This is a genomic window from Dactylosporangium fulvum, from assembly GCF_025137375.1.
Classification (GTDB): Bacteria; Actinomycetota; Actinomycetes; order Mycobacteriales; family Micromonosporaceae; genus Dactylosporangium; species Dactylosporangium fulvum.
Genome location: NZ_CP073720.1, coordinates 1,288,570 through 1,312,801, shown reverse-complemented (window position 1 = coordinate 1,312,801; position 24,232 = coordinate 1,288,570). Strand labels below are relative to the sequence as shown.

Here is a 24,232-nt window from a genome sequence, read left to right as displayed (position 1 = left end):
CGTGTCATCGATGTCGAGGAGTGTTGATCTGTGGAGCGACCGAGCTGGGCCCCCGCAGACGTCGACCTCGATCGCCCGAGCGTTGCCCGCGTCTATGACTACTACCTCGGCGGCTCGCACAACTTCGCCGCCGACCGCGCCTTCGGCGAGCAGGTCCTGAAGGTCATGCCGGTGGTCGCCGCACTCGCCCGCAGCAACCGCGCCTTCCTGCGCCGCGCCGTGAGCACGCTGGCGGCGCAGGGCGTGCGCCAGTTCCTCGACCTCGGCTCCGGCATCCCCACCGTCGGCAACGTCCACGAGGTCATCGCGGACTCCGGCATCAGTGACGCCCGGGTGGTCTACGTCGACCACGACCCCGTCGCGGTCGCGCACAGCCACGCCATCCTCGCCGACGTGCCGGGCACCGCCGTGGTCGCCGGCGACCTCCGCCGCCCCGCCGACCTGCTCGCCGAGCCGGAGGTGCGGGCCGTGCTCGACTTCAACCAGCCGATCGCGTTCCTGCTCGTCGCGGTGCTGCACTTCGTCCCCGACGAGCAGCGCCCGGCCGACATCGTGTCCGGATACGCGGCCGCCGGCGTCCCCGGCAGCTACGTCGTGCTGTCCCACGCCGGGCTGGAACGCCAGCCCACGCCCGCCGAGGACGCGGCATGGGAGATGTACCGTAAGTCCCCCACCCCGCTGATCCTGCGGACCAGGGCGCAGGTGGCGGCGCTGTTCGGCGACCTGACGGTGGTCGAGCCGGGCGTCGTCGCGACCCACGAGTGGCGGCCAGGGCCGGACGACGAAGCGGCCCCGGAGGGCGACGCGTTCGGCTGCGCGGCCGTCGCCCGCAAGGATTAGCGCCGGCCACCATGACCGCCCTCAGCTCCACGCCGACCTCGTGGGACCGCCCGCACCGCGCAGCCGAACGACTCGCGCGCGCCTGGTCGCTGGCCGTCGCCGGCACCAGCTACGTGTCGATGAACGGTCTCGAGGTCCAGGACTTCCTGACCAGCCTGTCGACCCGGCTGATCCACGCGCTGACGTCCGAGGTCTTCGACCCGGCCGACGTGCGCGAGGTCGGCTCGACCCTGGTTGCCGCGCACTTCACCGAGCCGATGACGCTGGAGCGCACCATGGCGGTGCTCAGCGAGCAGTTCGGCAACGCGCCGGCCAAGCGAATCGCCCAGATCCAAGGCGCGCTCGCGGCCGGCTACGCGCTGGCGCTGCGCGACCGGGTGCTCGACGAGCAGGAGGAGATCCGCACCGCGGCGCTGTGGTCGCAGGCCCGGGCCGAGGAGGGCCGGCGGGTCAGCGACGCGCGGTTCCGCGCGATCTTCGCCGGCGCGGCGATCGGCATGAGTGTCAGCACCGTCGACGGCCAGGTCGTCGAGGTCAACCAGGCGCTGTGCGACATGCTCGGCTACACCGCCGACGAGCTGCTCGCCATGTCGTTCGAGGACTTCGTGCTGCCCGAGGACCCGCCGTCCGCGGCCGCGATGTTCAACGACCTGCTGGTCGGTCAGCAGGACCAGTTCCGCATCGAGAAGCCGTATGTGCACAAGGACGGGCACCGGGTCTGGACCGATCTGGTGGCATCGGTCATCCGCGACGAGGAAGACCGGCCGAAGTGGCTCGTCGCGATGTTCGAGGACATCACCGAGCGGTATCTCCTCCAGGTCCGCCTGCGGCACCAGGCGCTCCACGATCCCCTGACCCAACTGCCCAACCGCACGCTGTTCTTCGACCGGCTCGACGCCATGCTGGCCGGCGCCGACGAAAACGGCGACGCCCGCGTCGGCGTCTGCTACCTCGACGTCGACGGCTTCAAGGTCATCAACGACACGCTCGGCCACGACGTCGGTGACCAACTGCTGCAGACCGTCGCCCGCCGGCTGGCCCGCTCGATCAACGGTGAGGGCCAACTCGTCGCGCGGATGGGCGGCGACGAGTTCGTCGTGCTGATCGAAGGCTCCGCCAGCACCGAGGACGTCGTCACCGTCGCGGAGAAGGCGCTCGACACGGTCCGCGCGCCGGTCCACGTCGGCGGCCACGAGATCAGCATCTCGGCGAGCATCGGCGTGGTCGAGCAGCCGCTGCGCGGCACCAGCACGGGCGAGCTGATGAAGGCCGCCGACACCACCCTCTACTGGGCCAAGGCCGACGGCCGCAACCGCCTCGCCCTGTTCGACGCCGAGCGGCACGCACGCGAGGTGACGCGGTATGAGCTGTCCGCGAGCATGCCGGCGGCGCTGGAGCGGCGGGAGTTCTTCGTCGAGTACCAGCCCCTCGTCCGGCTCAGCGACGCCCGCATCATGGGCGTCGAGGCGCTGGTCCGCTGGCGGCATCCCCGCTTCGGGGTGCTCGGCCCCGACACGTTCATCGGCATGGCCGAGGAGACCGGGCTCATCGTGCCGCTGGGGCGCTGGGTGCTGCACGAGGCCTGCCGCCAGGCCGCCGAATGGCACCGGACCGTCAAGGACAAGGCGCCGCTGATGAGCGTCAACCTGGCGGTGCGGCAGCTGCGGGACCGCACGATCGTCCGGGACGTGCGGACGATCCTGGAGCAGACCGGCCTGGCCCCGGAGCGGCTCCAGCTGGAGCTCACCGAAAGCGCGATCATGGGCGCCGGCGGCGAGCCGATCGAGGCGCTCAACGCGCTGGCGGACCTGGGCCCGCGCATCGCCATCGACGACTTCGGCACCGGCTACTCCAACTTCGCATACCTGCGGAACCTGCCGGTCCACAGCCTGAAGCTGGCCGGCTCGTTCGTCGCCGGGCTGCGCCCGCCGGAACGGCCGGACCCGGTCGACGAGCAGATCGTGGCCGCGGTGATCGGGCTGGCGCACACCCTGAAGCTGAGCGTCACGGCCGAAGGCGTGGAGACGGCGGAGCAGGCCAGCCGCCTCCAGGCCCTCGGCTGCGACACCGCGCAGGGCTGGTACTACGCGAGTCCCGGCCCCGCCGCCGCCCTCAAGTTCTGACCGCTCAGTTGGCCGCGTACGGATTGATCTCTTCGTGCATGTCCGTCATGAACTGCGACCAAAGGTCGTCTTCGTGCGGATCGGCACCGACGAGGTCGAACTGTCCGTCGGTGAAGTCGGGGTCGAGTTGCCAGTCGGGCAGGTCCAGGTCGTCGAGGTGCAGGGGCTCGTCGCCGGGATCCCCTTCGACGGCGTCGACGGTTTCGATGTCGGTGAGGTCGTCGGCACCGTCGGTACCGTCGAATCCTCCATGGTGATCCTCATACTGGTGATCGGCGAAGGCATGGTCGACTCCACCGTCGTGGTCGACGTGGAGGCCGTCCTCGCCCCAGTCGATCTCAAAGTCGCTCATGACTTCTCCCGGTCGGTTCGGCTACCTCTAGAACGTTAGGCGCCGCACGACAAGTCCCACTCCCCGAAACGTGCCACGACCGGTCAGCCGGGATCCTTACGGCTGGAGCCACCACGGGCTGGTGTAGGCCACGCCGAAGTCGTTGCACGGGTGTGCGTTCGGGCCCGGGCTCGGGTTGGCCTGCGTCGGGTCGGAGACGCGCAGGACGACCCAGTTGCCGGCCGCCACGTCGAGCGGCAGTGTAAACGTCACCACCTGGTTCGCGACCGTGTCCACCACCAGCGGTACCGTCGGCGCGTTGCTCCCCGGGCGCAGGACCTGAATCCGCAGGGGCTTGCCGTCCCACTCCGGGCCCCGGTTGACGTCGACCCGAAACGTGACGTCGCCGCGCGTCAGCGGCAGGACGCCGCCCATGCGCACCGTCGCGCCGGCCGGGGTCGTGGCCGTCGCGTCCACCCGCAGGCCCGACACGCGGGTCGCGAAGAAGCGGCGGGCGCGCATGGCCTCGAAGACGGCGGCCCGGGTGTTCTCGGTGACCCACAGGCCCATCCGGCCCTTGCCCTCGGGGAAGCCCCAGTCGGTGCCGTGCTCGTCCGAGACGCCGCTCAGACCCGTGCGCCAACCGGCGTTGAGGCAGGCGTTCAGGGCGCTGGTGCGGCCCTCGCTCCAGCCGTCGAACAGGTAGTCGTCGCCGCGGTTGAACATCTCCAGGCTGACCATCGCGTCGCGGGCCGGGGCGTTGTACGAGAAGTTGCCGAACCGTGCGGCCTCGCGTCCCGGGTGGTTGAAACTCGCGATGCCGCCGTTGGCGATGATCCAGTTGTACAGGCCGCCCATGTTGCTGGAGCCGCCGAGATCGGTGAAGTTGGTCGTGCCCCAGACGTTGACGTGGCCGAGCAGCGGGTGCGACCACTCGAACCCGCGGATGGCGGTGTAGCGGCCCGGGTCGTCGGCGGCGTTGGCCAGCGTGCCGGTCCGGTCCCACTCCGACCGCGACAGGCCGTTGATCGAGAAGAGTGTGGTGTGGTCGGTCAGCGCGGCGACGTCGAGGCCGGCGGAGCGCATCGAGGCGAAGGCGAGGTTCGGATCGCCGTCGCCGTCGGACATCACGGTGTGGTTGTGCATGTCGGCGTGGACCAGCGTCGTGCCCTGGGTGATCGCCGAGGCGCGCGACGCCCCGGCGAGGGAGGTGGCACCGACGGTGGCCGCCGTGGCGGTCTCGGCCCGCAGCGTCTCGGCCGCGTTCGCCCGGCCGGGCGCGGCCGCGAGGAGCAGGAGGCCGCCCGCGCCGGCGAGCATTCCACGCCGGCCGAGGCCGTGCTGATGCGTGTGTTCATCCATGCGCATCAGTAGACGCGACGCATGGCAATACTTTGAGAAACGTTGATGTCCACCAGGCGAAGCTTCAGCGGGTACGGCGGTCGAGCCAGCCGTCGCCGTTGAGATCCTCGTACCGTGCGTCCATGACGCCGTCACGGTTGGTGTCCACGTCGGCGGAGTTGATCAGGCCGTCGCGGTCGGTGTCGTGCCCGATGAACTCCGGCCGGCCGTCACCGTCGGCGTCGACCACGATGTCGACGCCGCCGTCGGGGCGCTCGACGTATGTGTGCCGGTCCCACTTGCCGTCGCCGTCCCAGTCGACGCGGGTGTGGTACCCGTCGGTGGGTGCCTGCGGCTGCACGTCGTTGCCGATCATGCCGGCCAGCCCCGAGTCGTACGAGCCGGAGCGGTAGACCGTGCCCCGGTTGACCGCCTCCGCGATGCCATCGGGCCCGTGGTCGCCCGCCGGAGCGGCCTCGGGCTGCGCCTCACCGAAGCCGGCACTGCCGGGCGGCGCCTCGCCGAAGCCCGCGCTGTCGGGCGGCGCCTCGCCGAAGCCCGCGCTGTCGGGCGGCGCCTCGCCGAAGTTGGCGCTGTCGGGCTGCGCGGAGGCGAACGCGGCGCCGCCCGAGGTGTATGCCGTTGTGCCGCCGGCCGATGCGTACACCCCACCGGGTCCGGCCTCGGCTCGGACCTCGCCCTGGCCCGACACCGCGTGACGACCGCCCTGCGCGTCTTCCACGGCCCCCAGGTGCCGGCCGAGACCATGTTCACTGTCGCCCGGTGAAGGGGCTGCGCCGAAGGCGGCCGCCGGGTGGCGACCGCCGCCCGCCTGCTCGGCGACGTGCTCGGCGTGCTGGCCGGCGACGCCCACCGCGCCGCCCAGGCCGTGGCCGGGTCCGTGTCCGCCGACGACGTCACCGATGTCGGCCCCCAGCGAGGAGAACAGGCCGAACATGCTCGCCTTGCTGGTGCGCTGCTCGACCCGCGACTGCGCGCCGGGGTCGAAGCCCACCTGCGCACCGAGCACCTCCAACTCCTCCGCGGAGAGGCGGTAGCCGTCCAGCGCGGACGCCGGGTCGGCCGCGAGCCGCGCCTTGAAGCCCGGGTCGGTCAGCAGGCGCTCGAGCACGTCGTCGAAGTCGGACATCGGAAACTCTCCCAGTGAGATCGGTTCAGTCGAGCTCGGGCATCGGCACCGGCTGTGGCCGCGGCCGGCAGGTCCCGCACTGCACCGCGTCCTCCACGACAAGGCCCTCGGCCCGGTCGCGGCGCTGCGACCGGTGCACCTCCAGCAGGTAGGGGCCGAATTTCGCGTGGTCCTCGCACAGCCCTCGGCCGCAGAACCGGCACGCCCCCCGCGCCGCCTTGGCGCAGAACCAACAAAGCACAGTGACTCCTAGCCGATGATGTAGCACGCGTCGAGCGTGACCGAGTGACGGGAGACTGCGGTGTTGCCGGCGGCGTCACGGATCGTGATCACCACCGGGATGGTGCCGCCGGCGTTGGTCACGCTGCCATAGCTCGGCGCGGAGAACCCGCCCACCAGGCTGGTTCCGGACGGCTTCAGCGTGACGGTGACCGGAGACCTCGCCCCCGGGTACTGGTAGGTGAAGCTTCCGCTCACGGTGCTCGGCGGATTCGGCGCGTCGGCGGCGATGACGGCGACGTTGACGGAGGTTCCGTAGCTGGTACAGGGCCCGCCGTTGTAGATCTGCGCGATGGTGCCCGGCGAGACGCTCGCCCGGGTGAACGTCGGGGGCGTGGTGTCCGGCGGCGGTGGCGGCGACGTCGTGGGCGCCCCGGTGGTCGGCCCCGCCGTCGTCCGCGTCGGGGTCGCGGACCTGGTGCGGGTCGGGGTCGCCGACGGCGACGGGGATGCCGACGCGGAGTCGGACGGGGACGGCGACGGAGACGGGGACGGGGACTCCGACGGGGTGTCGGACGGGGTGTCGGACGGGGACGGCACCATGCTGGGCGAGCCGCCGGGCTTGGGCAGCGCCACGCCGTCGCCGCAGGTGAGGTCGGCCTGCGGGTCCACCGGCAGCAACCCGCCGTCCTGGCGCACCGCGCCCTTGCCGACCTCCGGGGCACCGCCCGCGGTCAGCGCGAACCGGGCCGGGCCGTCGGTGACGATCGGCACGCCCGAGCCGGTGACGTCCAGCTTGAGCGGCTTGAAGGCCGTCGTCGTGCTGGTCGTGTCGGCCAGGATCCTGCCGCCGTTGAGCCGGAACGCGCCGTTGGGCCGGATCGGGGTCGTCGGGGTGCTGACCAGCTCACCGACGTCGAGTGTGGAGCCGGCGCAGAGGACCGTGACGCTGCCGCCCCGGAACGTCAGCGTCGCCGTCGAGCGGTCGCCGATGGTGATCGAGTCGCCCAGCTGGACGTACATCTTGGCGTCCCGGTGCATCGTGCGCTGGACGCCGCCGATCCGGACGCTCGCGGTGCCGCGTGTGACGGTGACCAGCGCGCGGTCGGTCGGCATCTCCGCCCAGACCGGGCCGGCGAAGAGGTTGCTGCCGGTGAGGAACAGCGCGAACAGCAGCAGGAGGACGAGCAGCCACCACAGCTTGCGCTCGAAGCGGCGGTCGACGCTGTCGTCGGCCTTCTCCGGTGGCGGGCCGGGCGGCGCCGCGAGCGGCGGGTAGTCGGCCACCGGGTGCGCGCCCGACGCCGGTCGACGGCCGCCGGACGGTGCCACGTCCACGGCTCGCCCGAGGATGAGCGGCAGGCCGGCGACGGCCGGCAGGAGCCAGGCCCGGGCCGGTGTCCGGGCGGTGGCGACCTGTCCGGGCGAGCCGTCGCCGTACGGCCCGATCATCGACCCGCGGTGCAGCTGCACCCCGTCGGGCAGGCTCAGCGAGCCCGACGCGACGACGACCGCGTCGCTGCCGCCGTCCAGCACCACCGGCTGGCCGGGGGCGAACTGCATCGGACGGGCGCGGCTGAGCACGCCCAGCCGGTCGTCCGGGCTGAGCGACGCGAGCGCCGGCGTCTCCCCCACGAGTTGCTCGAGCTCCGCCCACTCGACGGGCGGCGGGCCGGGCAGCGGACCGACCGCGGAGGCGACGGTCGAGGGCGGAATGGCGAGGAGGGTGGTACCGGCGGTGAGCCAGCCGAGCACGGCCGGCGCGCCGGTGAGCGCGTTGGCGAGCCCGACGACGCCACCCCGACCGACCCGCTCACGGACCGTGCCGGTCGGGTCCCCCGGACGGCGGGCCTCCAGGGCGCCGTCGACGACGACGTAGACCGCCGGCTGCACCGAGCCCGCGAAGACGAGCTGCTCGCCGGTGCGCGGGTGTACCCAGCGGGCGTCCTCGGCGAGCCGGGTCAGCGCGGGCGGCGGAAGCTCGCCGAGGGCGGACGTGCGCAGTGCCGCCAGCCGGCGGGGCTCGTCGCGCAGGAGCTTGCGCTCGCCGAGGCGGGCGCGCAGCCGGCGGGCGCGGCGGCGCAGCCAGCTGAGGCAGAGGTACACGACGGGGGCGAGCAGCCCGGCCACGATGACGACGAGCAGGAGGCGGGCGAGCCAGCCGGACTGCCAGAGGCCGGTGAAGACACCCGCGACGCGGTCGGTGTAGACGCGGTACATCAGGTTGACCGCGATCGCGAGCCAGACGACGGCGAGCATGCCGTACAACGCGACGAGACGCCCCTCGCGGTCGAGCTCACCGAAGCGGGGCGGACGGCGGCGCAGCCGGGCGACGACCCACGCCAGGCCGCGGGCCCGCAGGTTCGGCACCTCCAGCCAGTCCATCAGCAGGTAGTAGCCGTCGAGCGCCATGAACGGGTTGAGGTTGAACAGCGCGTTGAGGTACCACGCGAAGGCGAGCTTGAACGTCCACGGCTGCAGCTCGGGATAGAACAGGCCGGCGAGCTGGCAGGCGCCGGCGAGGATCAGGCCGGTGGCCGGGCCGGCGACGGTCGTGACGATGCGGGCGCGGCGGCCGGCCATCCAGACGTCGGTGGTGTCGACGAAGACGGAGGGGATCCCGAAGTACACGAGGAAGCCCGCGACCGGGACGCGCCTTCCCGCGTGTTTCGCGCCCAGGGCGTGGCCCAGCTCGTGACAGGCGAGGGCGAAGACGTTGAGGCCGAGCAGCACGAGGGCGCCGGTGAGGTACGAGTCGCCGGTCAGAAACACCGACTGGTCGGCGCGGAACCAGTTCCAGACGAAGACGCCGAGTCCGGCGAGCGCGACGAGGCCGGCGAGCACCGCGAAGACGCGGGTGAAGAAAAGGCGGCCGCCGGCCTTGTAGAGGAACGTGACGACCGGGTCGACCCGGGCCAGCACGACCCGCCGGCCCTGTGCGGTCGCGAGGATCGCCTTGCCGAGGCGGATCGGCCACGGCCGGCGGTGCACGCGCTGGAGGCGGTGGAACGCGTCGACCGGCAGCTCGGCGAGCATGCGGTTGCCGGCGAGGTCCGCGACGATCCGGGTGACCTGGTCCGGAGCGAGCCGGCCGGAGATGCGCGCGAACTCGGCGACCAGCCGGGCGACCGTGCGGCTGCCGTCCATGGCCTGGGCGAGCTGCCACTCCTCCGGGGTGAGCCGCAGGTAGGAGGACTCACCACGGTCCGGTGAGCGGAGCATCACGTAGTCGACGCCACGGGCCGAGGTGAGCGTGACCGCTTCGACACCCTCGCGCAGAACCGGACGGGCCCGCGCGGGATTGAGCCGATCGGCAACGGCGTGCCAGAGGCCGACGTCGGCGGGGCCCAGCGGCACCCCCGGCGCCCGCCCCGCGAGAGCCTCCCAGACACTGATACGCGTCTCGACGACGGACACTGTCGCTCCTGTACAGGATGAATCCAGCCAGGGCAATGTAAGCGGCCCGGACCGCCACGGGTAGGTTCCGTCCCGAACGTGACAGGGATTCGGCGAAGATGGCACCGTGTACATCCTCGCCATCGATCAGGGCACGACCTCCTCCCGTGCGATCGTGTTCGACTCCGACGGCGCCATCGTGGCGCTCGACCAGCGCGAACACCACCAGAGCTTCCCCCGCCCCGGCTGGGTCGAGCACGACCCGGTCGAGATCTGGCACAACGTCCAGGCGGTGTCGACCCGCGCCCTGGACCAGGCGGGCCTGTCCCGGGCCGATGTCGCCGCCATCGGCATCACCAACCAGCGCGAGACCACGATCCTGTGGGACACCAAGACCGGCGAGCCGGTCCATCCGGCGATCGTCTGGCAGGACACGCGCACCGACGCGCTGATCCGGTCGATCGGCGGCTCCGCCGGCGCCGACCGGTTCCGCGACCGGTGCGGGCTGCCGCTCGCGACCTACTTCGCCGCCCCGAAGATCGTCTGGCTGCTCGAAACCGTGCCGGGCCTGCGTGCCCGCGCCGAGGCCGGCGAGATCCGGTTCGGCACGGTCGACACCTGGCTGATCGAGAAGCTGACCGGTCGCCACGTCACCGACGTGACCAACGCCAGCCGCACCATGCTCATGAACCTGACGACCCTGGACTGGGACGACGAACTGCTCGCCGAGTTCGGCATCCCGCGGGCGATGCTGCCGGAGATCGGCTCGTCGTCCTACGTGTACGGCGAGGCGCGCACCATGCTGCACGGCGTCCCCGTGGCCAGCGCTCTCGGCGACCAGCAGGCCGCACTCTTCGGCCAGGCGTGTTTCGCGCCCGGTGAGGCGAAGTGCACGTACGGCACCGGATCCTTCCTGCTCCTCAACACCGGCACCCGCCCGGTGGCCAGCGAGCGTGGCCTGCTGACGACGGTCGGTTATCGGATCGGGGACGCGGATCCGGTGTACGCGCTGGAAGGCTCGATCGCCATCACCGGCTCGCTGGTGCAGTGGCTGCGCGACAACCTGGGCCTCATCCGCTCGGCGCCCGAGATCAACGACCTGGCGGCGACCGTCTCCGACAACGGCGGCTGCTACATCGTCCCGGCGTTCTCGGGCCTGTTCGCGCCGCACTGGCGCCCGGACGCCCGGGGTGTGATCACCGGGCTGACCGGTTACGTCACCAAGGGACACCTCGCGCGGGCGGCCCTCGAAGCGACGGCGTGGCAGGTCAAGGACGTGGTCGACGCCATGATGGCGGAGTCGGCGGTACCGCTGGAGACGCTGAAGGTCGACGGCGGCATGACCGCGAGCGACCTGCTGATGGCCTTCCAGGCCGACGTGCTCGACGTCCCGGTCGTGCGCCCGACGGTGGCCGAGACGACGGCGCTGGGCGCGGCGTACGCGGCCGGGCTGGCGGTCGGCTTCTGGCCGGACACGGACACGCTGCGCGAGAAGTGGCACGTCGACCGGCGGTGGGAGCCGTCGATGGACCAGGGGACGCGGGACCGCGGCCACGCGTTGTGGCTGCGCGCCGTGGAACGCTCCTTCGGCTGGGCCGACTGACCCCACCCCGTCTGACCGGCGGGCGCCGCCGGCACGGCATGCGGAAGGCGGCGCACCTCGCCAGGTGCGCCGCCTTCCTTTCTGGGAGGGGAAACCAGTCCTTGTCAGCCCAGGAGTTGGTCGGCGACGGCCTTTGCGGTGTTGCTGGAGATCGCGAACCCCACGCCGATGTTGCCGGCCGTGTCGCCCGACGTGGCGATCGCGGTGTTGATGCCGATGAGCTGACCGGACGTGTTGACCAGCGCACCGCCGGAGTTGCCGGGGTTGATGGCGGCGTCGGTCTGGATCGCGCCGGTGATCTTCGTGGCGCCGGTGCGGCCGTCCTGGCCCTCGTCGATCGTACGGTTGAGGGCGCTGACGATGCCCGAGGTCACCGAGCCGTCGAGGCCGAGCGGGCTGCCGACGGCGAGGACGGTGTCACCCACGTGGACGGTCGAACTGTCGCCGAACGCCAGCGGGGTGTACGTGCCGCCGGCCCGGACCTTGACGACCGCCAGATCGGTGCTCGGGTCGGTGCCGACGATCGAGGCCATGGCGGACTTGCCGTCGGAGAACGTGACCTGGACCGTGGTGCCGCGAGCGGTCGCCACCACGTGGTTGTTCGTCAGGATCGCGCCGTCGGTGGTGATGATGACCCCTGAGCCGACGGCCGATCCGGTGCTGATCGACACGACACTGGGCAGCACCTGCGCGGCGACGTTCGACAGCGTTGAGGTGCTGCCGGACCCTGCGGAGTTCTGCGCGCTGACCACGGTGTGGTTGGTCGACGGGCGGAGCTCCAGGGCCGCGTAGCCGCCGCCGAACGCGGAGACCGCCGAGAGCCCGACGGCAGCCACGATCGCCGCCGCGACACGCCCCACCCGCCGCCGCTTCGACAGCGCGGCCGGCGTGGCCGGCTGCATCGGCGCCGGCGCCAGCAACGGCGACTGCCATTGCGGCGGCCGGTGCATGTGCGGCACGTGCGGAGGCATCTGCGCCGACGGCACGTGCCGGAACTGCTGGTCCCCGGATGCCCCCGTCCACCCCGGCTGGCCACCCGACGCGGGTGCCCCGGTGTGCCACCCGTGGCCACCCGGCGCGGCCTGCCACCCGTGGACACCCGGCACCGGCGGCGGCGCGGCCGGCCACCCGGGCCGGTCCCCGGCGGTCGGCGCGGGCGTCCCACCTTGCTCAGGTGCCGGCGCCGGCCGGTCACCCGACACCGGTCCCGAGGCCGGGTGGTCACTCGACACCGGTCCTGAAGCCGGGCGGTCACCCTGCGCGGGTGCCGGTGCGGGCGGCCATGCTTGTTGGCTGCCCGAAGCGGGCGCCTGCGCCGGCCGGTCGGCCGGAGCCGACTGATCGGCCGGAGCCGGCTGATCGGCCGGAGCCGGCGTCCAACGCTGCTGGTCGGCCGGCTTCGGCGCCCATCCCTGCTGTTCGCTCATGATTTGAGCTTCCCCACCGCGGCTGGCGGACTACTTAGTGCGGCCTGGGAACCGGCTGTGAGGGGGAGCCGAACCTGGAAGGTGGCTCCGCCACCCGGCGTGACGAACACCGACACGGTGCCGCTGTGCACGGCGACCAGTGCGGCGACGATCGCGAGGCCGAGCCCGCTGCCGCTGTGCGCGCCGCCGGCCTGCCGTCTGGTGCGGGCCTTGTCCACCCGGTAGAACCGCTCGAACACCCGCGCGGCGTGCTCGTCGGTGAGGCCGGTGCCATGGTCGACGACCTCGATGAGGGCGTCGGTGCCGTCCCGGCGCAGCCGCAGCTCGACCGGCGTCCCGGCCGGAGTGTGGGTGAGCGCGTTGGTCATCAGGTTGCCGACGACCTGGCGCAGGCGGGCCTCGTCGCCGTTGACCTCGACCGGCTCGTCGCGCTCCAGCTCCAGGCTGATCTCCCGATCGGGTGCGACGGCGCGTGCGGCCGCGACGGCGTCGCTGGCGATGACCCGCAGGTCCATGTCCGCGAGGCTGAGCGGCCGCTCCTGGTCGAGCCGGGCGAGCAGCAGCAGGTCTTCGACGAGCAGGCCCATCCGGGACGCCTCGTCCTCGATCCGGCGCAGCAGCGCGCTCGTCTCCTCGGGCTCCCGGGCCGCGCCCTGCCGGTACAACTCGGCGAAACCCCGGATCGTCGTCAACGGGGTGCGCAGCTCGTGGGAGGCGTCGGCGATGAACTGCCGCATCCGTTCCTCAGACGCCTGCCGTATTCGGAACGCACCCTCGATCTGGGCGAGCATCGTGTTCAGCGCGGCGGCGAGATGCCCCATCTCCGTCTCGGGAGGGCTCTCCGGCACACGTTTGGTGAGGTCCCCGGCGGCGATGGCGGCGGCGGTACGTTCGATCTCGCGCAACGGCTGCAGACTCGTGCGCACGATCGTCACGCCGACCGCGGCGAGCACGACCAGGACACCGGCGCCGACGAACAGCTCCGCGGCGACCAGCTCGTCGACGGCGTTGTCGACCATCGACAGGCTCTCGCAGATGACCAGCAGCGTCGAACCGCGCTGGGTGATCAGCACCCGCCACCGCTCGTGTGTGGCCTTGGTCGTCACCGTGTACGGCTCGCCGATCCGGGACACCAGCTCCTCCGGTGAGGAGGGCGGGGGCGGCTGGGCCGCCGGGTCGCGGGTGCCGACGTAGCCGTACTCCAACTGGCCGTTGGGGCTGATGGTGGCCCAGAGGATGAAGTAGTTGCTGGGCAGCACCGAGTCGGTCCCGGCGCGCTGCTGCAGCCGGCTGATCTCGACCGTGTCGGCCAGCGTGCGCAACTGCTGGTCGACCTTGTCGATCATCGAGCTGCGCATGACGAGCGCGCTGGCCACGCCGATGACGAGCAGCGCCATGGTGACAAGGGTGAGCACCGCCGCGATCAGCTTCACGCGCAGCGGAACGTCGGCGATGAACCGCACCATGCGGCGGCTCAGACGGGAAGGCGCAGCACGTAACCCACGCCACGCAGGGTGTGGATCAGGCGCGGCTCGGTGATGTCGACCTTCCGCCGCAGGTAGGAGATGTAGGACTCGACGATGCTGTCGTCGCCCCGGAAGTCGTAGTTCCACACGAAGTCGAGAATCTGTGCCTTGGACAGGACCCGGCCCGCGTTCAGCATGAGATATCGCAACAACTTGAACTCTGTCGGGGACAGCGCGATCGTCTGGCCGGCGCGGCTGACCTCGTGCGTCTCCTCGTCCAGTTCAAGGTCGTGGAAGACGAGCCGGTTGGGTCCGGGGTCGCCGTTGGTGCGGCGCAGGACGGCCCGGATGCGGGCGGTCAGCTCCTCGAGGCTGAACGGCTTGGTGACGTAGTCGTCGCCGCCCAGGGTGAGGCCGCGCACCTTGTCCTCGGTGCCGTCACGAGCGGTGAGGAAGACGACGGGAAGCCGGATGCCGCCCTCGCGCAGCCGTCGGATCACCTCGAAGCCGTCGAGGTCGGGCAGCATGACGTCGAGCACGACAAGATCGGGCTTGGCCTCGCGGGCCGCGGTGACCGCCTCGGAACCGGTGGTCACCGCGTCAACCGCAAAGCCGGCGAAACGCAGGCTGGCCGAGAGGAGCTCGCGGATGTTCGGATCGTCCTCGACCACGAGCAGTCTCGCCTCAGCCTGCGCCACGCCTGGCGACGATGCACCCCCGGATTGTGCGACGCCGCCTCGTACCCCCATGTGCATATGCTGCCGCCCTCCGCTGGAGTAGGGCTGATGTTTACCTGGGAAGAACCTGAACGCCCGTTTCCCCTGCTTCAACGCTAGCGCAGCAGGCGGCGTACCTGATCGATCGCGCCGTCCAGCACCACCAACGTCGCCCGCATGGTCTCCTGGCTGGCCCGCCCGGCGCGGGCGAGACGGCGGACCTCGGAGAGCAGCTGGGCGGCCTTCTCCTCCAGCTCGGTGACCACGTCGCTCGGCGGCGGGCTCGGACGGGCCGCGCCCGGGCGGGGCGGGTATCCCCAGCCGAACTGCGAAGGGCCGGGTGGCGCGCTGCGCACCTGCCGGCTGGCCTCCTTGAGCTCCTTCTTGAGGTCGCGCACCGAGCCGCGCACACCCTGCTCGACCTCGTCGGCGAGCGTCGAGAGGTCGGCGAGCGAGGCGTTGATGTCCGCCTCGAGCGACTCCAGCTCACCGGCCCGCTGGCCGATCTCGGCCCGACCCGCGTCGGTGATCTCGTACACCTTCCGGCCGCCGGAGGCGGTGTGGCTGATCAGGCCGTCGGCCTCCATCCGCTGCAGCCGGGGGTAGATGGTGCCGGCCGACGGGGCGTAGAGCCCGTGGAACCGGTTCTCCAGCAGCCGGATCAGCTCGTAGCCGTGGCGCGGGCCTTCGGCGAGGAGCTTCAGCAGGTACAGCCGGAGCCGGCCGTGGCTGAAGACCGCACTCATGCGTCTGCTTCCTCATCGTCTACTGGTCGCCGCAACACGGAGATCGTGCCAGATGTCGCGTTGGCGGCGAGACGCCCGCCCGTGCCACTACCCAGCCGGCCGGTCACGGTACCGCGACCGGCCTGGTCGAGCTGGGAGAACGCGTTGATGACGTGCCCGGAGACGGCGTTGACGCTGACCCGCAGGTCGCTGTCCTCGCGAACACGCACCGTAATCTCCCCCGACACGGTGTCGAGCTGGACGTCGGTGTCGGCCGGCGGGTTGTCGAGGTCGCAGGTGACCGAGCCGGAGATCGTCTTCGCATACACCCGGCGGGCGGTCGAGTCGGCGACCACGATCTCGCCGGAGACGGTCTCGAGCTCGACCTCGCCGCCGAGCGTCAGCGCCTCGATCGACCCGGAGACGATCTTCCCGGCGACCGCGCCGTCGATGCCGAGCAGGGTGATCCGGCCGCTGGTGACGTCGACCGCGGCGCCGTTACGCAGCGAGGACACGATGACGGTCCCGGCGACGACGGTGAGGGCGACGAGCGTGCCGGTCGGCACGACGACGGAAACGTCGACCTTGTATCGCCCGCTGAAGAGCCACCAGAAGAACCCGGGCCACTTCTTGGGGAACTCGTGAGCGACGGTGAGGACACCGCCGTCGAGCGTGACGTCGACAGGCCGGTCGCCGACGGCGGAGAACTCGACGCGGGCCGGCCCGTCGTCGGCGCCCACGACGTTGAGCCGCCCGGCGACCAGACTGACCTTGAGTTGCTTGACCTCGTCCTCCATCGCGAGCCGCTCAGGCTCGGTGACCTTCCAAGCGGTCATAGCGCCCACTTTCCTCGTTCACTCCCGTGCGGAAAAGCGTAGCGCGAAACGCGATACATCGCGACTGTCGTTCGAGACACAGTGAGCAACAGCAACCGGCCTCGGCCGATGTTCGACCAAGGCCGGTTTGCGTGGGGGCCGATCAGACGGCGATCACGGCCGTCGCCGCTCGCGCCAGCACACGGCGGGAGTGGATGCGCGACTCGCACGGAGCCGGGTGCAGCTTCGGGTGCGCCCGCAGGCTGATCGACAGGTCACGCGCCGCCACGACGCGCTTCAGCGAGGCCATCAGCGTCTCGTCGCCGATGAACGCCGCCACCGTCGACGCCGAGCCGCCCTGGGCGAACGTCAGCCGTACCGGCACCACGGGAACACCCGCGTCGACCGCCGCCTGGAACATCGCCGGCCGGAAGGCGCCGCCCATCCGGCCGCACCACGTCGTGCCCTCGGGGAACACCGCCACGACACCGCCGTCCGCGATGTTCGCCCGCACCTGCGCCACCGTGACCGGCAGGCTCTTGGGCCTCGACCGGTCCACGAACACCGTGCCGAGCGTGGCGGCGAGGCGGCCGATGAGCGGCCACGACCGTACCTCCCGTTTGGCCAGGAGGCGGGCCGGCGTGTGCGCCAGGATCACGATCACGTCCAGCCACGACACGTGGTTGGCCACCAGCAGGGCACCTCGCTGGGGAATCCGGCCCGTCGCGGAGTGCTGGATGCCCAGGCCGGCCAGCACCGCGCGGGCGAGACCGCGCTGCGCGGCGACCAGCCGGCGCTGGGGCAGCAGGGCCAGGACGGGCACGGAGAGCGCCGCGACGAGCAGGACCGCGCCGGTGCAGACGATCCGCTTGAGCATGACGAGACGGGAAACGGTGCCGGCGGGGCGGTCCGAGAGGCACTCCGCCCCGCACGTCGACCGGGGCAGCCAGAGGCTGTCCATGACAGCCATCGAGGTCACCCCTGCCCGAGGAAGTGTCGGAGGTACCGCGGGTTGACCCGGTCGAGCGACAGCAGCACGTAGAAGTCGGCGCAGTCGAAGTCGGCGTCGTGCGCGGGCGCGCCACCCACCCAGGAGCCGAGTCGCAGGTACCCCCTGAGCAGCGGCGGAACGTCGATCTTGGCCGGCGGCGCCAGCGACTCCGGCGCGACCCAGGGGTTGCGGGGCCGCACACGCCAGGCCTGCGGCACCAGGTGCTTGCGCTCGACCAGGTCCCACACGCCGAGAGCGGTCGCGCCGCCGTCGGCGAGGGGCACCGACGCGCAGCCGCCGAGCCAGCGGTGGCCGTGCAGGTGCATGTACCGCGCGATGCCGGCCCACATCAGGTTGATCACGGCGCCGCTGCGGTGGTCCGGGTGGACGCAGGAGCGGCCGGTCTCGACCAGGTCGCCGCGCAGCGGGGCCAGCCCGGCCAGGTCGAACTCGGTCTCGGCGTAGAGCCCGCCGGCCTCGGCGGCACGCCCCGGCGGGAGCATGCGGTACGTGCCGACGACGGCGCCCGTGAGCTCCTCGCGGATGATCAGGTGGTCGCAGAACTCGTCGAACCGATCGACGTCGAGTCCCGGCTCGGAGCTGTGCAGGGTGGCGCCCAGTTCGTCGGCAAAGACCTCGTGGCGGAGCCGTTGTGCGGCTCGGACCTGGTCGCCGTCGGTGGCCACCAGCAGGGTGTAGCGCTGCAAGTCGCCCAGCTCTTGCGGGCCGGCGGCGACGGCGAGAATCGTCATGAGTTCGGTCTAAAGGTCGAGCCCTGCGGATGGCTGACGATGACTGGTTGCCTGCATGGCGCGTGGGTGAACTGTGGATACCGTGGTCAGCCATGGCGGGATATTCAGGGACACCATTACCGAAGAAGCTCGGCGTGCACGCCGGGCACCGGGTACTGCTCGACGGCGCACCCGCGGCGTTCGAGCTGCGTGAACTGCCTTCCGATGTGGTGCTGCACCGCCGCAGCACGCCCGGCCTCTACGACGTCATCGTGTGCTTCTGTCCCGACCAGGCCCGGTTGCGGCGCCGCTGGCGGGTGCTGCACCGGCTCACCCCGCCGTCCGGCGCGCTCTGGGTGGCGTGGCCGAAGCGCTCCTCCGGCGTGGCGACCGACCTGGACGAGAACGTCGTGCGCGAATACGCCCTGGCCAACGGCCGAGTGGACGTCAAGGTGTGCGCGATCGACGAGACGTGGTCCGGCCTGAAGCACGTGATCCGGGTTTCCGACCGGTAGCAACACTCTTTGCGTATGCCCGATCACGCCGGCGGGCCGGGGCTGTCGACGTTGCCGTGGCATGCCATATTGACGGCTTACTTCGCTCGAGTTCTTCTCAAGAGGGAGGAGCGGCACGTTGTCCAACGGACAGATCGTCGTCTCCGGCCTGACGAAGCAGTACCGCAACGTCAGAGCCGTCGACAATTTGTCGTTCGTGGTCGAGCCGGGCCGCGTCACGGGGTTCCTCGGTCCGAACGGCGCGGGCAAGACCACCACGCTTCGCATGGTGCTGAACCTGGTCAGTCCGACCTCCGGCTCCGCGACCATCGGCGGTCAGCGGTATGCGGACGTGGTCGAACCGCTGCGGCTCGTGGGCGCGATCCTCGAGGCGTCGGCCGCGCACAAGGGCCGCACCGCGCGCAACCACCTACGCTGTGTCGCCGCCGCCGCGGGCATCCCGGCCGCGCGCGTCGACGAGATGCTCGAACTGGTCGGGCTGACACCGGCCGCCAAGCGCAAGTTCCGGGGCTACTCGCTGGGCATGAAGCAGCGGCTCGGCATCGCGCAGGCGCTGCTCGGCGACCCGCAGGTGCTGATCCTCGACGAGCCGGCCAACGGCCTCGACCCGGAGGGCATCCGCTGGATGCGCGGGCTGCTGAAGGGCCTGGCCCAGCAGGGACGCACGGTGCTGGTCTCCAGCCACCTGCTGTCGGAGATGGAGATCCTCGCCGACGACGTGGTCATCATCGCGGCCGGCAAGCTCATCACGCAGGGGCCGGTCGACCAGATCATCGGCGCCACGACCACCGGGCCGCAGATCCGCGTCCGCACGCCCGACATCAACGAACTGGTGACCGCCGTCCGCGGCGCCGGCGGAACGATCAACCCCAACGGCGGCGGCGCACACCTGATCACCGGCCTCGACGCCCCGGCCGTCGGCAAGCTGGCCCTGCAAGCCGGCGTGGAGCTGCACGAACTGGTCGCGGAGCGGCCCGACCTGGAGCACGTGTTCCTCGAACTGACCCAGGGAAGGGCGGCCATCCGATGACGCGGCTCATCCGCGCCGAGCTGATCAAGCTGCGCACCACCAACATGTGGTGGATCTTCGTGCTCTGCTCGGTGGCCTTCACCGGCATCGCGCTGCTGCTCAACACCGCTCAGGCCGACTCGGAGCTGGACAACCGGTTCGTCCAGCAGGAGCCCCCGCCGGACCTGACGGAGGGTCAGCGGGCGGACTGGGAGCACTACCAGCAGGAGGAGGCGGCCCGCGTCGCCCAGGTGCGCAGCGCTGCCGGCCTGGCGAAGTTCGCCGTCAACATCTACACCTCGGGGCAGTTCTTCGGCCTGCTCATGGTGATGCTGCTGGCGATCCTGGTGATCACGAACGAGTTCTACCACCAGACCGCGACGGCCACGTTCCTCGCGACGCCGAAGCGGACCAAGGTCATCGTCGCCAAGCTGATCACCGCGTCCCTCATGGCGGTCGGCTTCTGGCTCATCGCCACGGTGATCTCGGTCGCCGTCGGTGCGATCTTCTTCAGTAGCAAGGGCGTGACCACCAGCCTCGGCGTCTGGGCACCACAGCAGGCGATCCTGCTCAACCTGCTCGTCTACGTCCTGTGGGCCATCTTCGGCGTCGGCATCGGCGTGCTGATCCGCAGCCAGATCGGCGCCACGATCACCGCCGCGGTGCTCTACACGATCGGCACGTATGCGGCACTCGTCGTGCTCGCACTGATCCGCGAGTACCTCATCAAGGAGGACTGGGTCATGGAGAGCGCGGTCTACATCCCGCCGCTCGCGTCCCAGCATGTGGTCGGGTCGCTGGCGCAGCAGATCGGCGAGACGGACCTCCCGCCGCGCTGGGCGGGTGTGGTCGTGCTGGTCGCCTGGGCTGCCGTCCTCGGCACCATCGGCACCTTGATCACCAGAAAGCGGGACATCTCCTGAGCAAGATGTGAGCAAGATCTAGGACAGTTGTGGCCGCCGTCTGGCGGCCACAGTTGTATGAGCGGGCGGCATGCCGTCGTCTACATGGTCACTCCGGCCGCGTCGCCGACAAACGATCGTTCGGCAGCGCGTAGCCTTGACCCGGAATCCGTAACCCCTAGAACTCGCGTTTGGAAGAGGCGATCAAGAGCCGTGTCGACCCAAGCGACCAACTCGCAGGAGAACCCGCTGGCGGGTTTTGGCCCGAACGAGTGGATCGTCGAGGACATGTACCAGAGGTATCTCGCCGACCCGGCCAGCGTGGACTCCGCGTGGCACGACTTCTTCGCCGACTACAAGCCCAGCCCGGACGCCGCCGCAGAGGCGGCGCCCGCCGTAGCGGCTAAGCCGGCGTCAGCGAAGACGGTCGAGAAGCCGGCGGAGAAGCCTGCCGAGAAGCCGGTCGAGAAGCCGATCGAGACGAAAGCCCCCGCCAAGGCCGCAGTCCCCGCGACGAAGCCCGCGCCGACCAAGGAGACCCCCGCTCCTGCCGGCGGTGCCAAGACCACCCCGCTGCGTGGTGTCGCCGCTCGCATCGTGCAGAACATGGACGCCTCGCTGGAGGTGCCGACCGCCACCAGCGTGCGCGCCGTCCCGGCGAAGCTGCTGTCCGACAACCGTATCGTGATCAACAACCATCTCGCACGCGGTCGCGGCGGCAAGGTGAGCTTCACGCATCTGATCGGTTACGCACTGGTCAAGGCCCTCGCCGCGCACCCGGAGATGAACAACTCCTTCACCGAGATCGACGGCAAGCCCAACCTGGTCCAGCCGGAGCGCGTCAACCTGGGCATCGCGATCGACCTGGCCAAGCCGGACGGCTCCCGGACGCTGGTCGTGCCGAGCATCAAGGCTGCCGACACCATGGACTTTCGCCAGTTCTGGTCGGCGTATGAGGAGATCGTGCGGCGTGCGCGCCGGGGCGAGCTCACCATGGACGACTACGCCGGCACCACGGTCTCGCTGACCAACCCCGGCGGTATCGGCACCGTGCACTCGATGCCGCGGCTCATGGCCGGGCAGGGCACGATCATCGGCGTCGGCGCGATGGAGTACCCGGCGCCCTACGCGGGCATGTCCGACGAGACGCTCGCCGACCTGGGCATCAGCAAGATCATCACGCTGACCAGCACGTATGACCACCGGATCATCCAGGGCGCGCAGTCCGGCGAGTTCCTGAAGGTCATGCACGAGCTCCTGCTCGGCGAGCACGGGTTCTACGACCAGATCTTCACCGCGCTGCGGATCCCCTACGAGCCGGTCCGCTGGGTGCGTGACGTCGCGCGGACCTCCGAGGGACAGATCGACAAGGCCGCGCGGGTCGTCGAACTCATCCACGCGTACCGTGTGCGCGGCCACCTGATGGCCGACACCGACCCGCTGGAATTCCGGATCCGGCGCCACCCCGACCTCGACGTCCTCGAGCACGGGCTGACGCTGTGGGACCTCGACCGGGTCTTCCCGGTGGGCGGGTTCGCCGGCAAGCAGAAGATGAAACTGCGGGCCGTCCTGGGCGTGCTGCGTGACTCCTACTGCCGGCGGGTCGGCGTCGAGTACATGCACATCATGGACCCGGAGGAGCGCCGCTGGATCGCCGAGCGGGTCGAGAAGCCTTACCAGAAGCCCGACGCGGACGAGCAGAAGCACATCCTCAACCGGCTCAACGCCGCCGAGGCGTTCGAGACGTTCCTGCAGACCAAGTATGTCGGCCAGCGGCGCTTCTCGCTGGAGGGCGGCGAGTCGCTGATCCCGCTGCTCGACGAGATCCTGCAGAACTCCGCGGTCAACGGCCTCGACGAGGTCGTCATCGGCATGGCGCACCGCGGCCGGCTCAACGTGCTGGCCAACATCGTCGGCAAGCCCTACGAGAAGATCTTCTCCGAGTTCGAGGGGCACCTCGACCTCAAGTCGGCGCACGGGTCCGGCGACGTGAAGTACCACCTGGGCATGACCGGGAAGTTCACCACGCCCGACGGTGAGCACGCCACGACGGTGTCCGTGGTGGCCAACCCGTCCCACCTCGAGGCGGTCAACCCGGTGCTCGAAGGCATCGTGCGCGCCAAGCAGGACGAGATCGACCTCAAGCTCGAGGGCTACACGGTGCTGCCGCTGCTCGTCCACGGCGACGCGGCGTTCGCCGGGCAGGGGGTCGTCGCCGAGACGCTGAACCTGTCGCAGCTGCGCGGCTACCGCACCGGCGGCACCGTCCACGTGGTTGTCAACAACCAGGTCGGCTTCACCACCGCCCCCGAGTACTCCCGCTCGTCGCTGTACTCGACCGACGTCGCCCGGATGATCCAGGCGCCGATCTTCCACGTCAACGGCGACGACCCCGAGGCCGTCGTGCGCGTGGCGCGGCTGGCGTTCGAGTATCGGCAGGCGTTCAACAAGGACGTGGTCATCGATCTGGTCTGCTACCGGCGGCGCGGGCACAACGAGGGCGACGACCCCTCGATGACCAACCCGCTGATGTACGCGATCATCGACCAGAAGCGCTCGGTGCGAAAGATCTACACCGAGGAGCTCATCGGCCGCGGCGACATCCCGATCACCGAGGCCGAGGCGCTGCTCAAGGACTACCACGAGCAGCTGGAGACGGTGTTCAAGGCGACCCGCGACGCGTCGTCGACCCCGGCCTCCCGGCTGACCCGCCTGCGCGAGCCGGAGCCGGAGCCGGTGGTCGAGACCGCCATCGACGAGAGCGTGCTGCGCGCGATCGGCGAGGCGCACGTCAAGCTGCCCGAGGGCTTCACACCGCACAAGCGGGTCCAGCAGCTGCTCGACCGGCGGGCCAAGATGGCCGTCGAGGGCGACATCGACTGGGGCTTCGGCGAGGTCATCGCGTTCGGTTCACTGGTGCACGACGGCCTCACGGTCCGCCTCTCCGGCCAGGACTCGCGGCGCGGCACGTTCGTGCAGCGGCACGCCAGCATCGTCGACGCCGAGACGGGCGCCGACTACATGCCGATGTCGGCGCTGATCGACAACGGCGGCAAGCTCTTCGTCTACGACTCCCTGCTGTCGGAGTTCGCGGCGATGGGCTTCGAGTACGGCTACTCGGTGGAGAACCCCGACGCGCTGGTCATGTGGGAGGCACAGTTCGGCGACTTCGTCAACGGCGCGCAGTCCATCGTGGACGAGTTCGTGTCGTCCGGCGAGGTCAAGTGGGGTCAGCGGTCGGCGGTGACGCTGCTGCTGCCGCACTCGCACGAGGGCCAGGGCCCGGACCACACGTCCGGTCGCCTCGAGCGGTACCTCCAGCTGTGCGCCGAGGACAACATGCGCGTGGCGGTGCCGACCACCCCGGCGAACCACTTCCACCTGCTGCGCCGCCAGGCCCTGTCGCCGAAGAAGAAGCCACTGGTCGTCTTCACGCCCAAGTCGCTGCTCCGGCACCGGCTGTGCGTGTCGCCGGTGGAGGCCTTCACCGGCGGGACGTTCCAGACGGTCGTGGCGGACCCGGGCATCAAGGGCACCGCGCTGGACCCGGCGGCCGTCAAGCGGGTGCTGCTCTGCTCGGGCAAGGTCTTCTACGACCTGCTCCAGGCCCGCGGCGACCGCGGCATCACCGACACCGCGATCATCCGGGTCGAGCAGCTGTACCCGATGCCGATCGAGGAGCTGCGCGCGGCCCTCGAGCAGTACCCGAACGCCGAGGACTTCGCCTGGGTCCAGGAGGAGCCGGCCAACCAGGGTGCCTGGTCGTTCATCGCGCTCAACCTGCTGGAGCACCTGCAGGGTGTCGGCCTGCGCCGGATCTCCCGGCCGGCCGCGGCCGCCCCGGCGGTCGGCTCGACCAAGCTGCACGACGCCGAGCAGCAGGCCCTGATCGAGGCAGCGCTGCCGAAGCGCTGATCCGTTCACCCCGTCGG

Annotated in this window: 19 protein-coding genes; 7 read left to right on the top strand and 12 right to left on the bottom strand. The window is 70.8% G+C overall.

Translation table 11 applies throughout. The features are described 5' to 3' along the window. Positions 1–30 precede the first annotated feature (30 nt). Both Dfulv_RS06090 and Dfulv_RS06085 read left to right on the top strand, forming a co-directional pair. Positions 31–840, top strand: coding sequence for an SAM-dependent methyltransferase (locus Dfulv_RS06090; RefSeq protein ID WP_259861633.1), 810 nt, complete (start codon positions 31–33; stop codon positions 838–840). Between the two features lie 11 nt (positions 841–851). After that, positions 852–2,963, top strand: coding sequence for a putative bifunctional diguanylate cyclase/phosphodiesterase (locus Dfulv_RS06085; protein WP_259861632.1), 2,112 nt, complete (start codon positions 852–854; stop codon positions 2,961–2,963). A gap of 4 nt (positions 2,964–2,967) precedes the next feature. On the opposite strand, the gene Dfulv_RS06080 is transcribed toward Dfulv_RS06085, so the two are convergent. From Dfulv_RS06080 to Dfulv_RS06060, 5 genes are all read right to left on the bottom strand, one after another. Next, a complete protein-coding gene (locus Dfulv_RS06080) occupies positions 2,968–3,315 on the bottom strand; it encodes a hypothetical protein (protein ID WP_259861631.1) in 348 nt (115 codons plus the stop codon). Between the two features lie 96 nt (positions 3,316–3,411). Next, on the bottom strand, positions 3,412–4,656 hold the full coding sequence (locus Dfulv_RS06075; RefSeq protein ID WP_259861630.1) for a CehA/McbA family metallohydrolase: 1,245 nt from the start codon (positions 4,654–4,656) through the stop codon (positions 3,412–3,414). A 64-nt stretch (positions 4,657–4,720) separates the two neighbouring features. After that, positions 4,721–5,785, bottom strand: coding sequence for a hypothetical protein (locus tag Dfulv_RS06070; protein ID WP_259861629.1), 1,065 nt, complete (start codon positions 5,783–5,785; stop codon positions 4,721–4,723). A gap of 25 nt (positions 5,786–5,810) precedes the next feature. Next, positions 5,811–6,026, bottom strand: coding sequence for a hypothetical protein (locus Dfulv_RS06065; protein ID WP_259861628.1), 216 nt, complete (start codon positions 6,024–6,026; stop codon positions 5,811–5,813). Positions 6,027–6,034: 8 nt separating this feature from the next. After that, on the bottom strand, positions 6,035–9,421 hold the full coding sequence (locus tag Dfulv_RS06060; RefSeq protein ID WP_259861627.1) for a cyclic nucleotide-binding protein: 3,387 nt from the start codon (positions 9,419–9,421) through the stop codon (positions 6,035–6,037). Positions 9,422–9,527: 106 nt separating this feature from the next. On the opposite strand from Dfulv_RS06060, the gene glpK reads away from it, so the two are divergent. Next, the gene (gene glpK, locus Dfulv_RS06055; RefSeq protein WP_259861626.1) at positions 9,528–11,003 is read left to right on the top strand and encodes a glycerol kinase GlpK; all 1,476 of its coding nucleotides are present in this window, start codon (positions 9,528–9,530) and stop codon (positions 11,001–11,003) included. Between the two features lie 104 nt (positions 11,004–11,107). On the opposite strand, the gene Dfulv_RS06050 is transcribed toward glpK, so the two are convergent. From Dfulv_RS06050 to Dfulv_RS06020, 7 genes are all read right to left on the bottom strand, one after another. After that, on the bottom strand, positions 11,108–11,974 hold the full coding sequence (locus Dfulv_RS06050) for a S1C family serine protease (protein ID WP_259861625.1): 867 nt from the start codon (positions 11,972–11,974) through the stop codon (positions 11,108–11,110). 452 nt (positions 11,975–12,426) lie between these two features. Then, complete coding sequence (locus Dfulv_RS06045; protein WP_259861624.1) at positions 12,427–13,896, bottom strand: sensor histidine kinase; 1,470 nt, start codon at positions 13,894–13,896, stop codon at positions 12,427–12,429. A gap of 8 nt (positions 13,897–13,904) precedes the next feature. Beyond that, a complete protein-coding gene (locus Dfulv_RS06040; protein WP_259861623.1) occupies positions 13,905–14,594 on the bottom strand; it encodes a response regulator transcription factor in 690 nt (229 codons plus the stop codon). A 134-nt stretch (positions 14,595–14,728) separates the two neighbouring features. Further along, positions 14,729–15,358, bottom strand: a complete 630-nt coding sequence (locus tag Dfulv_RS06035; RefSeq protein ID WP_259861622.1) for a PadR family transcriptional regulator — start codon at positions 15,356–15,358, stop codon at positions 14,729–14,731. Beyond that, the gene (locus Dfulv_RS06030) at positions 15,355–16,173 is read right to left on the bottom strand and encodes a DUF4097 family beta strand repeat-containing protein (protein ID WP_259861621.1); all 819 of its coding nucleotides are present in this window, start codon (positions 16,171–16,173) and stop codon (positions 15,355–15,357) included. Before Dfulv_RS06030 ends, Dfulv_RS06035 begins: the two co-directional genes overlap by 4 nt. Positions 16,174–16,315: 142 nt before the next feature. Next, positions 16,316–17,122, bottom strand: coding sequence for a lysophospholipid acyltransferase family protein (locus Dfulv_RS06025; RefSeq protein WP_259861620.1), 807 nt, complete (start codon positions 17,120–17,122; stop codon positions 16,316–16,318). Positions 17,123–17,127: 5 nt separating this feature from the next. Further along, positions 17,128–17,895: a GNAT family N-acetyltransferase gene (locus tag Dfulv_RS06020; RefSeq protein ID WP_259861619.1), complete on the bottom strand. Its 768-nt coding sequence runs from the start codon at positions 17,893–17,895 to the stop codon at positions 17,128–17,130. Positions 17,896–17,987: 92 nt separating this feature from the next. On the opposite strand from Dfulv_RS06020, the gene Dfulv_RS06015 reads away from it, so the two are divergent. From Dfulv_RS06015 to Dfulv_RS06000, 4 genes are all read left to right on the top strand, one after another. Next, entirely contained in the window at positions 17,988–18,389 is a 402-nt protein-coding gene (locus Dfulv_RS06015; protein WP_259861618.1) for a DUF3052 domain-containing protein, read from the top strand. Between the two features lie 118 nt (positions 18,390–18,507). Continuing rightward, positions 18,508–19,419 (top strand): ABC transporter ATP-binding protein, encoded by a 912-nt coding sequence (locus tag Dfulv_RS06010; protein WP_259861617.1) that lies wholly within the window; start codon positions 18,508–18,510, stop codon positions 19,417–19,419. Next, positions 19,416–20,321: an ABC transporter permease gene (locus tag Dfulv_RS06005; RefSeq protein WP_259861616.1), complete on the top strand. Its 906-nt coding sequence runs from the start codon at positions 19,416–19,418 to the stop codon at positions 20,319–20,321. The genes Dfulv_RS06010 and Dfulv_RS06005 overlap by 4 nt, the downstream gene beginning before the upstream one ends. A gap of 192 nt (positions 20,322–20,513) precedes the next feature. After that, entirely contained in the window at positions 20,514–24,215 is a 3,702-nt protein-coding gene (locus tag Dfulv_RS06000; protein ID WP_259861615.1) for a multifunctional oxoglutarate decarboxylase/oxoglutarate dehydrogenase thiamine pyrophosphate-binding subunit/dihydrolipoyllysine-residue succinyltransferase subunit, read from the top strand. Positions 24,216–24,232 lie beyond the last annotated feature (17 nt).

Excerpts from the sequence above, each read along its gene's own strand:
- Dfulv_RS06085 (WP_259861632.1), top strand. The coding sequence starts at position 852 with ATGACCGCCCTCAGCTCCACGCCGACCTCGTGGGACCGCCCGCACCGC.
- Dfulv_RS06080 (WP_259861631.1), bottom strand. The coding sequence starts at position 3,315 with ATGAGCGACTTTGAGATCGACTGGGGCGAGGACGGCCTCCACGTCGAC.
- Dfulv_RS06075 (WP_259861630.1), bottom strand. The coding sequence starts at position 4,656 with ATGGATGAACACACGCATCAGCACGGCCTCGGCCGGCGTGGAATGCTC.
- Dfulv_RS06070 (WP_259861629.1), bottom strand. The coding sequence starts at position 5,785 with ATGTCCGACTTCGACGACGTGCTCGAGCGCCTGCTGACCGACCCGGGC.
- Dfulv_RS06050 (WP_259861625.1), bottom strand. The coding sequence starts at position 11,974 with ATGCCTCCGCACGTGCCGCACATGCACCGGCCGCCGCAATGGCAGTCG.
- Dfulv_RS06045 (WP_259861624.1), bottom strand. The coding sequence starts at position 13,896 with ATGGTGCGGTTCATCGCCGACGTTCCGCTGCGCGTGAAGCTGATCGCG.
- Dfulv_RS06035 (WP_259861622.1), bottom strand. The coding sequence starts at position 15,358 with ATGAGTGCGGTCTTCAGCCACGGCCGGCTCCGGCTGTACCTGCTGAAG.
- Dfulv_RS06030 (WP_259861621.1), bottom strand. The coding sequence starts at position 16,173 with ATGACCGCTTGGAAGGTCACCGAGCCTGAGCGGCTCGCGATGGAGGAC.
- Dfulv_RS06025 (WP_259861620.1), bottom strand. The coding sequence starts at position 17,122 with ATGGCTGTCATGGACAGCCTCTGGCTGCCCCGGTCGACGTGCGGGGCG.
- Dfulv_RS06020 (WP_259861619.1), bottom strand. The coding sequence starts at position 17,895 with ATGACGATTCTCGCCGTCGCCGCCGGCCCGCAAGAGCTGGGCGACTTG.
- Dfulv_RS06015 (WP_259861618.1), top strand. The coding sequence starts at position 17,988 with ATGGCGGGATATTCAGGGACACCATTACCGAAGAAGCTCGGCGTGCAC.
- Dfulv_RS06005 (WP_259861616.1), top strand. The coding sequence starts at position 19,416 with ATGACGCGGCTCATCCGCGCCGAGCTGATCAAGCTGCGCACCACCAAC.